The 13747-nt window shown below is 75.3% G+C and carries 9 protein-coding genes; 5 read left to right on the plus strand and 4 right to left on the minus strand.

Features of this window, described 5'->3' with window-relative positions; all coding sequences use genetic code 11:
• Positions 1 to 37: 37 nt before the first annotated feature.
• On the plus strand, positions 38 to 1411 hold the full coding sequence (locus ACWCPN_RS02485; protein ID WP_451201928.1) for an FHA domain-containing protein: 1374 nt from the start codon (positions 38 to 40) through the stop codon (positions 1409 to 1411).
• Between the two features lie 6 nt (positions 1412 to 1417).
• Here ACWCPN_RS02485 and ACWCPN_RS02490 read toward each other — a convergent pair whose 3' ends face one another.
• Positions 1418 to 2395, minus strand: coding sequence for a methyltransferase domain-containing protein (locus tag ACWCPN_RS02490; RefSeq protein ID WP_451201930.1), 978 nt, complete (start codon positions 2393 to 2395; stop codon positions 1418 to 1420).
• Positions 2396 to 2490: 95 nt separating this feature from the next.
• Between ACWCPN_RS02490 and ACWCPN_RS02495 the strand changes: the two genes are divergently transcribed.
• From ACWCPN_RS02495 to ACWCPN_RS02510, 4 genes are all read left to right on the plus strand, one after another.
• Positions 2491 to 2895 (plus strand): globin, encoded by a 405-nt coding sequence (locus ACWCPN_RS02495; RefSeq protein WP_199210581.1) that lies wholly within the window; start codon positions 2491 to 2493, stop codon positions 2893 to 2895.
• A gap of 156 nt (positions 2896 to 3051) precedes the next feature.
• A complete protein-coding gene (locus ACWCPN_RS02500; RefSeq protein WP_451201932.1) occupies positions 3052 to 6408 on the plus strand; it encodes an FtsX-like permease family protein in 3357 nt (1118 codons plus the stop codon).
• 1 nt (position 6409) lies between these two features.
• Positions 6410 to 9121 carry an FtsX-like permease family protein gene (locus ACWCPN_RS02505; protein ID WP_451201934.1) on the plus strand — a complete coding sequence of 904 codons (2712 nt, stop codon included), beginning with the start codon at positions 6410 to 6412 and terminating at the stop codon, positions 9119 to 9121.
• Positions 9122 to 9478: 357 nt separating this feature from the next.
• On the plus strand, positions 9479 to 10450 hold the full coding sequence (locus tag ACWCPN_RS02510; RefSeq protein WP_451201936.1) for an ABC transporter ATP-binding protein: 972 nt from the start codon (positions 9479 to 9481) through the stop codon (positions 10448 to 10450).
• Between the two features lie 236 nt (positions 10451 to 10686).
• Here ACWCPN_RS02510 and ACWCPN_RS02515 read toward each other — a convergent pair whose 3' ends face one another.
• The 3 genes from ACWCPN_RS02515 to ettA are packed head-to-tail and all read right to left on the minus strand — an operon-like array spanning position 10687 to position 13460.
• On the minus strand, positions 10687 to 11364 hold the full coding sequence (locus ACWCPN_RS02515; RefSeq protein WP_199210583.1) for a hypothetical protein: 678 nt from the start codon (positions 11362 to 11364) through the stop codon (positions 10687 to 10689).
• The gene (locus ACWCPN_RS02520) at positions 11361 to 11789 is read right to left on the minus strand and encodes an acyl-CoA thioesterase (protein ID WP_392291666.1); all 429 of its coding nucleotides are present in this window, start codon (positions 11787 to 11789) and stop codon (positions 11361 to 11363) included. The genes ACWCPN_RS02515 and ACWCPN_RS02520 overlap by 4 nt, the downstream gene beginning before the upstream one ends.
• Positions 11790 to 11795: 6 nt before the next feature.
• The gene (gene ettA, locus ACWCPN_RS02525) at positions 11796 to 13460 is read right to left on the minus strand and encodes an energy-dependent translational throttle protein EttA (RefSeq protein WP_199210585.1); all 1665 of its coding nucleotides are present in this window, start codon (positions 13458 to 13460) and stop codon (positions 11796 to 11798) included.
• Positions 13461 to 13747 lie beyond the last annotated feature (287 nt).

The raw sequence follows: 13747 nt of genomic DNA on the forward strand, positions 1-13747 counted from the left end.
GTACCGGAGGACCCTCAGGAGAAGGGGAAGCGCCGACATGCCGACCTGCCCGAACGGACACCAGTCGGGTTCCGACGACTGGTGCGAGGTCTGCGGTCACCGCATGGCCGGTGCCGTACCCCCGCCCCCTCCGCCGCCCCCGCCCGGCGGCGGCTACGGCTTCCCGCCGCAGGGCGCGCAGACCGGCGGCCGCCCGCCCGGCCACGAGCCGGAGCTGTGCCCGCAGTGCCGTACGCCCCGTGAGGGCGGCGCCCCGTTCTGCGAGGAGTGCCGGTGGAACTTCCTGACCAACACGGCCACGTCCTACACCCCGGCCGCCCCGCGCCCGCCGCAGCCCCGCTTCGAGCCGCCGAGCGCGACGTACGGCGGCGGTGACTCGTACGAGTACCAGGGCTCGCGTCCCTCCCAGGTGAACCGGCCCGCCGAGCCGATCCCGTCCTTCGGCAGCGAGCCGTCGGGTCCGACGCCGTTCGCCGGTGAGCGCGGCCCGTCCGGCTTCGGCGGCGGGCGGCCGCCCGCCGGTCAGCAGCCGTTCGGCGGCGTACCGGGGCAGCAGGGCCCGGGCGGTCCCGGCGGTCCGGGTGGTCCTTCCGGCTTCGGTGGCGGTCCCGGTGGCCCGGGCGGCCCGCCGCCCTTCGGCCGTGAGCCCGGCGGCCCCGGCCCGTCCGGCTTCGGCGGGGACCCCTCGCGTCCCGTGCCGCCCCCGCCCGGTCCGACCCCGCCCGCGGGTCCCGGCGGTCCGGCCGGCGGTCCGCCGCAGGCCTTCCAGCAGCCCGGCGCACCCGCCTTCCCGCAGGAGACCGGCCGGCCCCCGGCCGGTGGCGGCCCCTTCGGCGGCGGCGAGGACGACTGGGTGATCTCCCCGCCGTCCGGCGGCCCCGGCGGCCCCGGCGGCCCGAACGGCCCCGGCGGCGGCTACGGCTACCCGCAGCCCGGCGCCACCCAGGCACCGCCCGGTCACGGCTTCCCGCAGGCCCCGCAGGGCCCGCAGGGTCCGCAGGGTCCGGCCACCTGGACCGCGACCATCGGCCCGGACCGCGACTACTTCATGGCGATGATGCAGCGCTCCGGCCCCGAGGCCGCGGGCCTGAACCTGCCCGCATACTCGCCCGAGCAGCAGCGCACGCTCAGCGGCAACCAGGTCACCATCGGCCGCCGCCGGCACTCCACCGGCGACACCCCCGACATCGACCTGTCGGTGCCGCCGGAGGACCCGGGCGTCTCGCACCAGCACGCGGTGCTGGTGCAGCAGCCGGACGGCAACTGGGCGGTCGTCGACCAGAACTCGACGAACGGCACCACGGTCAACGGCTCCGACGAGCCGATCCAGCCGTTCGTGCCGGTGCCGCTGCAGGACGGCGACCGGGTGCACGTGGGCGCCTGGACGACGATCACCGTCCGCAGGGGCTGAGGCACCTCACGGGAGGGGCCAGACGTACGGCCCCGCCGGGTCGTCCAGCCAGGCCCGGGTGTGTCCGTCGCCGACCGTGACGCCGTAGCGCTCACGGTCGGGGCAGCCCTCGCGCTCCCAGAGCGCGTGGGCCTCCCGCGGGTCCAGCGCGCCCCGGGTCAGGTCGAGCAGGAAGCGGAACGGCTCCTGCTCGCGGGCCCGGCCCGGCAGCCCGTCCAGGGACACCGCCTCCGGTTCCGCCCGGCCCGCGCCGCGCAGCGGCACGAAGTAGGCGGCCGTCGGCAGGAAGCGGCCCTCGGCGTGCCCGGGGTCGCGGACGGTGAGGGCGAGCAGGCCGGTGGCCAGCGGGGTCAGGATCCGGCCTCCGGGCCGGCACTGGACGAGCCAGGCGCCCGGCACCGTGGGCAGCCCGCAGGTGGCGATGATCCGGTCGAAGGGCGCCCGCTCCGGCACCCCCCGCGCGCCGTCGCCGGTGACGACGGCCGGGCGGTACCCGGCCGCGGCCAGGTGCTGCCGGGCCGACTCGGTGATCTCCGGGTCGAGGTCGACGGTGGTGACGAGGCCGTCGTCGCCCAGCCGGTGGGCGAGCAGGGCGGCGTTGTAGCCGGTGCCGGCGCCCACCTCCAGGACCCGGTCGCCGTCCTCCACGCGCAGCGCGGCCAGCATCAGCGCCATCAGGGAGGGCTGGCTGCTGGACGAGAGCAGTTCGCCGTCGCGCAGCCGGGTCGCCAGCGGGGTGTCGTCGTAGGCGCCGCGCACCCAGCGCTCCCGGGCCTCGGGGTCCGGGTTCTGGCCCCAGCGGCGTTCGTAGCCGCCCCTGACCCCGACGTAGTAGTACGGCACGAACAGGTGCCGGGGCACCGTCGCGAACGCCTCCCGCCACACCGGGTCCTCGTCCCAGGCCCCCTCGGCGTCGATCTCCCGCACCATCGCGGCCCGCGCCACGGTGGCCAGACGTTCGATCCCGGTGTCGTAGGCGCCCATACCCCCACAGTAGGGGCGCGAGGCGCCCGGGAGGCCCGGGCGGACGGGGCCCTGGGCCTGGAGTCCCAAGTCACCGGGTCTGAGACCATGGACGGGTGAATGAGATTCGGCGCGGCACGCTTCAGGAGCAGACGTTCTACGAGCAGGTCGGTGGGGAGGAGACCTTCCGCCGGCTCGTCCACCGTTTCTACGAGGGGGTCGCCGGGGACCCGCTGCTGCGGCCGATGTACCCGGAGGAGGACCTGGGCCCGGCCGAGGAGCGGCTGACCCTGTTCCTCATGCAGTACTGGGGCGGCCCCACCACCTACAGCGAGAACCGCGGCCACCCGAGGCTGCGCATGCGGCACGTGCCGTTCACCGTGAACCGCGCCGCGCACGACGCCTGGCTGAAGCACATGCGGGTCGCCGTCGACGAGCTGGGCCTGGCCGAGGAGCACGAGCGGACGCTGTGGAACTACCTGACGTACGCGGCGCAGTCGATGATCAACACCCCCGAATGACCAACTGAACCCCGAATTCCGGTCGTTCGGCGCCGCATTCCGGTCACGATCCGGTATAGACCGGTCGGCAACCGGTTACCCGCGACCGGTCCCCTCTGCGAGCATCACCCGAGATCGACAGAGCGCTTGCGGAAGTCCGGACGACACGGGGGTCGGGTGACGGGGTTCGTCGTCTCACGCGCGCGGGCACACCGCCTGCTGCTCGGCTCCGCCCTGCTCACGGTGCTGCTGACCACCGCCGTGCTGGCCACGCTCACGGCCTACTCCGGCGCGATCGGGGACGCCGCGCTGCGCCATGTCCTGAACGACCCGCGCAACGGCTCCGCCACGGCGCTTGTCGTCAAGGCCGACGTCCCCGTCGGGGAGCGGGCCGCCGCCGACGCCGCCGTACGCGAGGGCGCCCGGAGGACCTTCGACGGGCTGCCGGTGACCGTGCGCACGCTGCGCCGCTCCGGCCCGTACGCGCTGCCCCGGTCCCTGCGGCCGGCCGCGCGGCGCTCGGGCGACCCGGACCTGACCTATTTCGCGGCCCTGGACCACACCCAGGTGCGGCCCACCGCCGGACGGCTCCCGGGGCGGACGACCGGCGAGATCGAGGTGGCCGTCCCGCAGACCGCCGCCCGGGCGCTCGGGCTCGGGCCCGGCGACCGCCTCACCCTGGCCGACCGGCTCGGCGAGGGCCGGGTCCGGGTGCGCGTCACCGGGCTGTACCGGCCCAGCACCACGAGCGCGCCGTACTGGCGGCTAGACGACCTGCTCGGCCGCGGTGTGAAGAAGGCCGGCTTCACCACGTACGGTCCGCTGCTCGCCGATCCCTCGGTCCTCGCCGCCGGGCGGGTGAGCACCGGCGGTACGTCCTGGCTGGCGTCGGCCGGCTTCGACACGATGACGACCGGGCGCACGGGGGAACTGCGCGAGGCCGTGGGGACGGGAAGCGGGCGGCTGCGCAAGGCCACCGCCCTGCGCGGGGCGACGGCGGTGACGACCTCCCTGCCGGACGTGCTGGACCGCATCGACCGCTCGCTGCTCGTCGCCCGCTCCACCCTGCTGATCGTCGCGCTCCAGCTGGTGCTGCTCGGCGGGTACGCGCTGCTGCTGGTGGCCCGGCTGCTGAGCGCCGAACGGGCCGCCGGGACCAGGCTGCTGAGGGCGCGCGGCGCGTCCCGCCCCCGGATCGCGGCCCTCGCCGGGGCCGAGTCCCTGCTGCTCGCCCTCCCCGCGGCCCTCTGTGCGCCGTTCCTCGCCGGACCGCTCACCACCCTGCTCACCGCCCACGGCCCGCTGGCCCGTCTCGATCTGCGTCTCGACCTCCCGCCCGCCGGGAGCCCCGGGGTGTGGCTGGTGGCGGTGGCGGTGGCCCTGGGCTGCGCGCTGACGGTGACCCTCCCGGCGCTGACGGGCACCGGCGAGGAACCGTCCGGACGTCGCGGGCGGCGCGGCGCGGAGTCCGGCCGGACGCACCGACCGCGCGTCCGCCTTCGCGGGCGCCGTTCGGCGGGCCCGCGCGGTGCCCGGCCGCGCCGCGCGGGCGGCGGCCTCGTCCCCACCCCGCTCCGCGCGGGCGCCGACCTGGGCCTGCTCGCCGTGGCCGGCGTCGCGTACTGGCAGGTGCACCAGCAGGGCTCGGGGGGCCTCGCCACCGACCGGTCGGGGTCGCTCGGCGTGGATCCGCTGCTGGTCGCCGCGCCCGCGCTGGCGCTGCTCGCCGGAACCGTGCTGACGCTGCGGCTGCTGCCGCCGGTGGCACGGCTCGCGGAACGGTGGGCGGCGGCCGGGCGGGGGCTGCCGGCGGCGCTGGCCGGCTGGCAGTTCAGCCGCCGCACCGCGCGCGCGGCGGGACCCGTGCTGCTGCTGGTGCTCGCCGTCGCGCTCGGCATGCTGGCCATCGGTCAGGGTGCCTCCTGGAACCGCTCGCAGGACGACCAGGCCGACTTCCGCGCGGGGGCACCGGTGCGGGTGCTGGACGCCGGGCAGGGCGGACTCGGGCGCACGGAGGCCTACGCGGCCCTGCCGCGGGTCCGCGGGGCGGTGCCCGTCGCACGCGGCGAGCAGGGCCTGTCCGGTGACCGTACGGCGACCGTGCTGGCCCTGGACACCGCGCACGCGGCGAACGCGCTGCTGATGCGCCCGGACCTCGCCGACGAACCCGTGCCGGAGCTGCTGGCCGGGCTGACGCCCGAGGACTCCCCCGTGGGGGCCCGGGTGCCGGCCCACACCGCCCGGCTGCGGCTGACGGCGAGCCTGCGCAGCTCCACCGGACCCGGGACGACCGCCGAGGTCACGGTCCGGCTGGAGGACGCGGCCGGAGTGCCGTACTCGTTGCCGGCCGGGCTGCTGCCCGCCGACGGCCGCCCCCACACCCTCGTCCTCGGCCTCGGCTCCGCCGACGGCCCGGCCCTGCTGACCGGGCTCCGGCTCGACATGCCCCAGCCCGCCGAGCGCGCCGAGCGGCACCGGTTCACGGTCCGCGACCTCACCGCCGAGGGCACCGACGGGACCCGGCACCCGATCACCCTGCCGGCGTCCTGGACCACGGCCGTGGAGACCGGCGGCGCGGCCGTCCCGTCCCCGCGCACCGACCCCGCCCGGCCCCGGACCGTCTCCACCCGCCCCCTGGCCTTCTCCTACGGCACCGGCTACCTGCCCGACGCCGACATGTGGACGGTCGCCTCGCTGTCCGTGCGGCTCCAGGTGGCACGGCCCGCGCCGCCCGAGGTGCGGGCCGTCGCGACCGACCGGTTCCTGACCTCGGCCGGCGCCCGCACCGGGCAGCGCCTGGACGTCACCGTCGGCGGCGAGAGCCTGCCGGTGCGGATCGTCCGGTCGGTACGGGCGCTGCCCACCACCGGAACCCCGGCCGCCGCCGAGCACGACGGCGGCGCGGTGCTGGTCGACCTGCGCGCCGCGAACCGGGCGCTGCAGGCGCGGTACGGGGAGAACGCCACCCCCGACGAGTGGTGGCTGCGGACCGCGCCCGGTGACGCGGCTCGGGTGGCCGCCTCGGTCCGGGCGCTGCCGGACGTCGACCCGGAACAGGTGGTGGTCCGCGACGAGATCGCCGCCGAGCTGCGCGAGGACCCCTTCGGCGCCGGACCCACGGCCGCGTTCACCGCGGCCGCCGTGGTGGCCGCCGCGCTCGCCGCGGTCGGCTTCGCGGTGGGCGCCGCCGGTTCGCTGCGGGCACGCGAGGCGGACTTCGCGGTACTGCGCGCCCTCGGCGCCCCGCGCCGCCGGCTGGCCCGGACGGTCGCCGCCGAACTCGCCGTGCTGGTGGGCCTGGCCCTCGTGGTGGGCGCCGTCCTGGGCACCGTACTGGCCCGTGGAGTACTGCCGTTGATCGTGCTGACCGGCGAGGCCACCCGGCCGGTACCCGGGCTGCTGGTGCTGCTGCCGCCCGGACAGGTGGCGCTGCTGCTGGCGGGCGTCGCCGCCGCGCCGCTGGCGGTGGCCGTGGTGACGGCCCTGCGCCGGGCCGATCCGGCCCGGGCACTGCGTGAACAGGGGGGTGAGTGACGTGCGTTCCGTACCGGCCGTGGTCGCGCCCTGGGTGCGGACCCGGCTGCGGGCCGCTCCCGGTGCCGCGCTGGCGCTCGCGCTGCTGGTCGTGCTGACCGCCTGCCTGGCCGGAGCGCTGCCGCGCGCGGTGGACCGGTACGAGGACGCGGGCCTGCGCCACTCCCTCGCCCAGGCGGGCCCCGAGCGCACCACGTTGAGGGCGACCGCGCCGATACCGGAGGGCGGCGTCTTGGGTGAGGACCTGGACGTCTCGTTCAGCCCCGAGGTCCTCGAGCGGCAGTTCGGGAAACTGCTGCCCGTGGTGGACGGTTCGGTGCCCGTCGACCGCGCCCAGTCGGCTTACGGCACCTCCACCGACGACAGCACCGCGGTGCTCGAACCGTGGCTCCCCCGCCCGACCGGCCTGCCCGCCAAGGTCACGCTGGTCGCGCAGAGCGGCCTGGCCGGACACGCCCGCGTCAGCGCGGGCCGGCTGCCCCGGGCCCCGGCCCGGCCGGACGGGGACGAGGCCGAGGCCGCCGTCTCCGCCGCCACCGCCAAAACCCTGCACATCAAGCCGGGTTCGGTCATCCACGTGCCCAGGTTCGGCGGCCCCCTCTCCGTCCGGATCACCGGAATCCTCGCCCCGCGCGACCCGGCCGGCGCCTACTGGTCGACGGTGCCGTTGCTGCGCACGCCCGCGCTGGAACGGCTGCCCGAGCCCGGCCCGCCGCAGACCTACTGGCACGGCGCCCTCCTGCTCCCGCCGGAGGCCACCCTCGCCGTGCTGGGCAGCGGCAGGAACCCCTTCCGCTACTGGCACTTCGCTCCGGACACCGGCGGCGGGCAGGCCCATGGGCTGGACCGGCTGCGGTCCGGCGTCGCGTCGCTGGAGTCCGGCCCGGGCCTGCGGCGGGCCCGCTCCCTCACCGATCCGGACCTGGACGTGAGTTCCGGTCTGGACGACGTGGCCGTCGCCTTCGGACGGCTGCGGTCGGGCATCTCCCCCCTGGTCGGGGTGGCCGCCGCCGGCACCGCCACGGTCGCCGCCGTCGTCCTGCTCATGGCGGGCGGCCTGGCCGCCGACCGGCGCCGTGCCGAGCTCGCCCTGCTGCGCGCCCGAGGCGTCTCCCTGCCCGGCCTCACCGGCCGGCTGCTGGCCGAGACCGCCGTGGTCGCCGTGCCGGCCGGGGCGCTGGGCCTCACGGCGGCACTCGTCCTCCTCCCGGGCGCCCGCGCCGGGTACGCCGTCGCCGCCGCCCTCACCGTCACCCTGGCAGCCTGCGCCGCCCTCCCGCTGCACGCCGTGCTCGCCCACCGCTCGGTGCGGCTGACGGGCCCCCGGGAGGACATGGCCTCGGTGCGCCCCTCCCGCCGCCGCACGGTCGCCGAACTGACCCTGCTGGCACTGGCGGCCGGGGCGGTGGCCACCCTGCGCGACAGGGGCGCCTCGGCAGGCCGGCTGGTGTCCCTGGCACCGGTACTGACCGGCGTCATCGCGGCCCTGCTGCTGCTCCGTCTCTACCCGCTGCTGCTGCGCCGCCTGGCCCGCCCGGCCGGCCGGCTGCGGGGCGCGGTGGCCCCGCTGTCCCTGGCCCGCGCCGCCCGCACCCGCGCCTCCTCGGTGCTGCCGCTGCTGGCCCTGCTGACCGCTCTGACCACGGCGGCCTTCGGCGGCTCCGTCCTGGCGGGCGTGGCCGAGGCCCGGGACCACGCGGCCCTGCTCACCGTCGGGGCCGACGCCCGCCTGGACTCGGCCACCGCGCTGCCGGACGGCCTGGCCGCCCGGGTCCGCGCCCTGCCCGGGGTGCGCGGGGTGACCCCGGCGGCCATCACCTACGAGGCGACCCCGACGGACGGCGTGGCCACCGTGCCGCTGGTGGGCGTGGACCCGCCCGCGTACGCCGAGCTGACGGCCCGTACCGGCCTCGGCGCCGTCACGGCAGGGCAGTTGAAGGGTTCGGACGCGCACTCGGTCCCGGCCGTCGCCTCCCGGGCCGTCGCACGGAACTACGGCATCCGGCGGCCCTTCCTGGTGCGGCTCACGGACGGCAGCACGATCACCGTCCTCATCACCGCCGTCCGCGACCGCACCCCGGCGGCGCCCGCCGGAGACTTCCTGGTCGTGGACCGCGCCGGGCTACCGTCGTCCGCCGCCCGGCCGACGACGCTGCTGCTGACCGGTGCCCGCCCGGACGCCGCGGCGCTGCGCCGCACGGCCCCCGCCTCGGCCACGGTCCGGCTCCTCACCGAGGAGCGCGCCGGATACGCCGACTCGCCCCTGCAGAGCGGCGCCGGGCACGTCTACACGGCGGCGGTGGCGGCGGGCGCCGGCCTCGCCGTGCTCGCCCTGCTCCTCGCGCTGCTGCGGGCGGCCCCGGAACGCGCCGCGCTCCTCGCCCGGCTGCGCACCATGGGGCTCACCCGGGCCCAGGGCCGCCGCCTCCTCGTCCTGGAGTCGCTCCCGCAGGCCCTCCTCGCCGCGGCCGGCGGCACGCTGACCGGCTGGGCCGCCATTCACGTCCTCTCCCCCGGCATCGACCTGACGACCATCGCCCTCGCCTCGTCCCAGACCCCGGTGGGCAGGGCCGTCCTCCGCCCGGACGCCTGGTCCCTGACCCTCCCGGCCCTCGCGGTCGTGGCCCTGGCGGCGGGAGTCGCCGTCACCCAGGCCTGGTGGACCACCCGCCGGAGCTCGGCCCGAGAACTACGGGCGGGAGACCCCCAGTGACGGCGCCGGCCGCGGGCAGGCGCGCCCCGGTGGCCGCGGGCGGGCGCGCCCACGCAGCCGCGGGCACGCGCGCCTTCCCGGCCGCTGGCACGCACGCCTACGCAGCCGCTGGCACGCACGCCTACGCAGCCGCTGGCACGCACGCCTACGCAGCTGCGGGTGTGCGTGCCGCCAGGGGCGGCACGGGTGGGCGACGGCGGTCCCCGCTCGGCGAAGCCAAGAGTGGAGGAGGCACCCCGCGAGCGCGGGCGAGCGAGACCCCCTCGGCCCGCACCGGCACCGCGCACCCCACGGACACCGGCACGCGAAACACCCCCGCCCCCCCCGGCAGCGCAGGGCACCCGAGCAGGAGACCCCATGACAGCCGACCCCACGGCAGAAGACACCACCCTCGCCGACCTCACCACCCGCGTCACGGAGTCCCGCGACAGCCCCGCCTACGGGCACGACGCCCTCATCACGTGCGACCGCCTGGTCCGCATCTTCTCCGCGGACGGCATCGAGGTCCAGGCCCTCCAGGGCCTCGACCTCCTGGTCCGTGAGGGCGAGTTGATGGCGCTGGTGGGCGCCTCCGGCAGCGGCAAGTCCACCCTCATGAACATCCTCGCCGGCCTGGACACCCCCACCGCCGGCGGAGCGAACGTCGCCGGCCGCGACCTGCTCACCATGACCGCGAAGGACCGCCTCGCCTACCGCCGCGAGGTGGTGGGCTTCGTCTGGCAGCAGACCTCCCGCAACCTCCTGCCGTACCTCACCGCGGCCCAGAACGTGGCCCTCCCGCTCCAGCTCTCCGGTACCCGCATGCGCCGCCGCGCCCGCGCCGAACGAGCCCTGGAACTGCTGGACCTGCTGCAGGTGGCCGACTGCCGCGACCGCCACCCGCACGAGATGTCCGGCGGCCAGCAGCAGCGCGCCGCGATCGCCGTGGCGCTCGCGAACGCCCCCGCGGTCCTGCTCGCCGACGAACCCACCGGTGAACTCGACTCGCACACCGGCGCGCAGATCTTCGACGCCTTCCGCACCGCGAACGAGACCCTGGGCACCACCATCGTCATCGTCACCCACGACCAGGCGGTGGCCGGCGAGGTGCGCCGCACGGTGGCCATCCGGGACGGCCGTACCTCCACCGAGGTGCTGCGCCGCAGCGAGGTGGACGCCACGACCGGCCACGAGACGGTGGTCGCCCGCGAGTACGCCATGCTCGACCGCGCGGGCCGCCTCCAGTTGCCCGCTGAGTACACCCGGGCCCTGAACATGCGCGACCGCGTGGCCCTGGAACTGGAACCGGACCACATCGGGGTATGGCCGGACGACAGCGACGGGAGGTGACCGCACAGGGAAACAGCCGGCGACCGGACCGAGCCGGAGCCGAATCGGAAACCGCGGTCGAAGCCGGAACCGGAGCCGAAGCCGGATGGGAAACCGCAGTCGAAGCCGGAACCGGAACCGAAGCCGAATCGGAAACCGCGGTCGAAGCCGGAGCCGGAGCCGGAGGCACCTGAGACAGGCACCGCCCCCTGGGCGCCCGACGCCCCGGAGAGCCGCCCGGACCCCCGTCACACGCCTCAGCGCACGCTGACACCCAGCGTGCCGAGCCCCGCCCGCCGCACCGCGACGGACCCGTAGGGCGTCCGCAGCCGCAGCCACGCCCCGGAGGAGAACAGCCCGGTGTCGGCCGCACCGGCCCCGGGCCGCAGGAAGCCGAGGGACTGGGCCGCGTGCACGGCCCGCACCGGAAGCGGGGTGTTCCCGACCTCCCGGGCCCAGATGTCCCGCCCGATCCGGTCCAGCTCCGCACGGGTGCGCCGCTCCGGCGCCAACTCCTCCGTGCGGGAACGGAATTCGGCGACGGCCGCGGCGACCGTCGTGCGCAGCGCGTCCGGCACGGGCAGCCCCGGCTCGGGCCGCCAGCCGCCGCGCGGGGGCAGCACGCCGGCCCACGGCGGTCCGGTGACGGCGGCCGGTACGGCGGCCGTGGCGGCCCGCTCGTCCACTGACTCCAGGAACTCACCGGCCGAGACGGTGACGTCGAGCGTGACGTCGAGCCCGTTCTCGTACGGCTTGGCGAGCCGCACCGCGCGGATCGTCAGCACCTCGAAGGACGGCGGCCGGCCGAACACGGCGAGCGCCGTCCCGGCCGCCTGCAGGCGCACCGCGGCTCCACGGTCGTAGTGGAGCAGCCGGGAGAGGAAGGCGGCGAGGTCGGCCGCCTCCGTCTCGTCGGCGAGGTGCAGGACCGTCATGCGGCGACGGCCTCCCCCGGGGTCTCCGCGTTCTCGGCGGCGTCCGTGTACTCCTGGAGGAACTCCCGCTCCTCCTGGGTGATCCGGCGCGGCCGCTGTGCCTCGAAGTCGAACGGCACGATGACGGTGGAGGCCCGAACGTAGACCAGGTCCCCGTCCTTCACCTCGTAGGTGATGGTGAAGGACGCGGCCCGGATCTCGGTGACCCACAGCTCGATGTCCACCGGGTGGTGCCGGTGGACGAGCTGCCGCTTGTAGTCGATCTCGTGGCGCGCCACCACGGACCCCTGCTTGAACTCCTTGTCCGGGCGGAACAGGAAGTCGATACGGGCCTCCTCCAGATAGCGGAGGAACACCACGTTGTTGACGTGGCCGTACGCGTCCATGTCCGCCCAGCGCAGCGGGCAGCGGTAGATGTGGCGCAAGACCGATCAGCCCCGGGTCAGCTTCTTGTAGGTGGCACGGTGCGGACGCGCGGCGTCCGCGCCCAGCCGCTCGATCTTGTTCTTCTCGTACGACTCGAAGTTGCCCTCGAACCAGAACCACTTCGACTCACCCTCGTAGGCGAGGATGTGCGTGGCGACCCGGTCCAGGAACCACCGGTCGTGGGAGACGACGACGGCGCAGCCGGGGAACTCCAGCAGCGCGTTCTCCAGGCTGCCGAGGGTCTCGACGTCGAGGTCGTTGGTGGGCTCGTCGAGGAGCAGCAGGTTGCCGCCCTGCTTCAGGGTCAGGGCCAGGTTGAGGCGGTTGCGCTCACCACCGGAGAGCACACCGGCCGGCTTCTGCTGGTCCGGTCCCTTGAACCCGAAGGCCGACACGTACGCGCGGGACGGCATCTCGACCTGTCCGACGTTGATGTAGTCGAGACCGTCGGAGACGACCTCCCACAGCGTCTTCTTCGGGTCGAGGTTCGCGCGGCTCTGGTCGACGTAGGAGATCTTGACGGTCTCGCCGACCTTGATGTCGCCGGAGTCCGGGGTCTCCAGACCCTGGATCATCTTGAACAGCGTGGTCTTGCCGGCGCCGTTCGGGCCGATGACGCCCACGATGCCGTTGCGCGGCAGCGTGAAGCTGAGGCCGTCGACGAGGACCTTCTCACCGAAGGCCTTGTTGAGCTTGTCGACCTCGACGACGACGTTGCCCAGGCGCGGGCCCGGCGGGATCTGGATCTCCTCGAAGTCCAGCTTCCGCATCTTGTCGGCCTCGGCGGCCATCTCCTCGTACCGGGCGAGACGGGCCTTGGACTTGGCCTGACGCCCCTTGGCGTTCGACCGCACCCACTCCAGCTCTTCCTTGAGCCGCTTCTGCCGCTTGGCGTCCTTCTGGCCCTCGACCTTCAGACGGGTGGCCTTGGTCTCCAGGTACTTGGAGTAGTTGCCCTCGTAGCCGTGCAGGCGTCCGCGGTCGACCTCGCAGATCCAGCCGGCCACGTTGTCCAGGAAGTACCGGTCGTGGGTGACGGCCACGACGGTGCCCGGGTACTTGGCCAGGTGCTGCTCCAGCCAGTTCACGGACTCGGCGTCGAGGTGGTTGGTGGGCTCGTCGAGGAGCAGCAGGTCGGGCTGCTCCAGCAGCAGCTTGCAGAGCGCGACGCGGCGCTTCTCACCACCGGAGAGGTTGGTGACGGGCCAGTCGCCGGGCGGGCAGCCCAGGGCGTCCATGGCCTGCTCCAGCTGGGCGTCGAGGTCCCAGGCGTTGGCGTGGTCCAGCTCCTCCTGCAGCTTGCCCATCTCGTCGAGCAGCGCGTCGGAGTAGTCGGTCGCCATCAGCTCGGCGATCTCGTTGAACCGGTCGAGCTTGCCCTTGATCTCGGAGACACCGTCCTGGACGTTCTCCAGGACCGTCTTCTCCTCGTTCAGCGGCGGCTCCTGCAGCAGGATGCCCACGCTGTAGCCCGGCGTCAGGAACGCGTCGCCGTTGGACGGCTGCTCGAGACCGGCCATGATCTTGAGCACGGTCGACTTACCGGCACCGTTCGGGCCGACGACACCGATCTTCGCTCCCGGCAGGAAGCTCAGGGTGACGTCGTCGAGGATCACCTTGTCGCCGTGCGCTTTGCGCGCCTTGCGCATGGTGTAAATGAACTCAGCCAAGAGAAACCGTCCGGCAGCTTGAAATCTGGCAGTGGGCAGATACACCCCATCTTGCCGTACCGCCACCCCTAGGCGGAAACGCGTCTGGCTGGGCGGCTCTGACCTGGGGTTTCGCGGCTGCGGGCTGCGCTTCGCCTGTCACTGTTGGTCACCCTTGGTCGGCCTTGGGCGCCCTCGCACGACCCAGGGACGGCCCAGCCCGACCCGCGCGGACCGAGTCGGCTTCGTTGTCGGTGTGGGCGGCTACCGTGCATCCGCCAGCGAGGGCAACACCCTGGGGAGGGGCT

It is taken from the genome of Streptomyces sp. NPDC002386, from assembly GCF_053593175.1.

Coding starts and splice junctions, on each gene's coding strand:
- ACWCPN_RS02485 (WP_451201928.1), top strand. CDS start 38: ATGCCGACCTGCCCGAACGGACACCAGTCGGGTTCCGACGACTGGTGC.
- ACWCPN_RS02490 (WP_451201930.1), bottom strand. CDS start 2,395: ATGGGCGCCTACGACACCGGGATCGAACGTCTGGCCACCGTGGCGCGG.
- ACWCPN_RS02510 (WP_451201936.1), top strand. CDS start 9,479: ATGACAGCCGACCCCACGGCAGAAGACACCACCCTCGCCGACCTCACC.
- ACWCPN_RS02515 (WP_199210583.1), bottom strand. CDS start 11,364: ATGACGGTCCTGCACCTCGCCGACGAGACGGAGGCGGCCGACCTCGCC.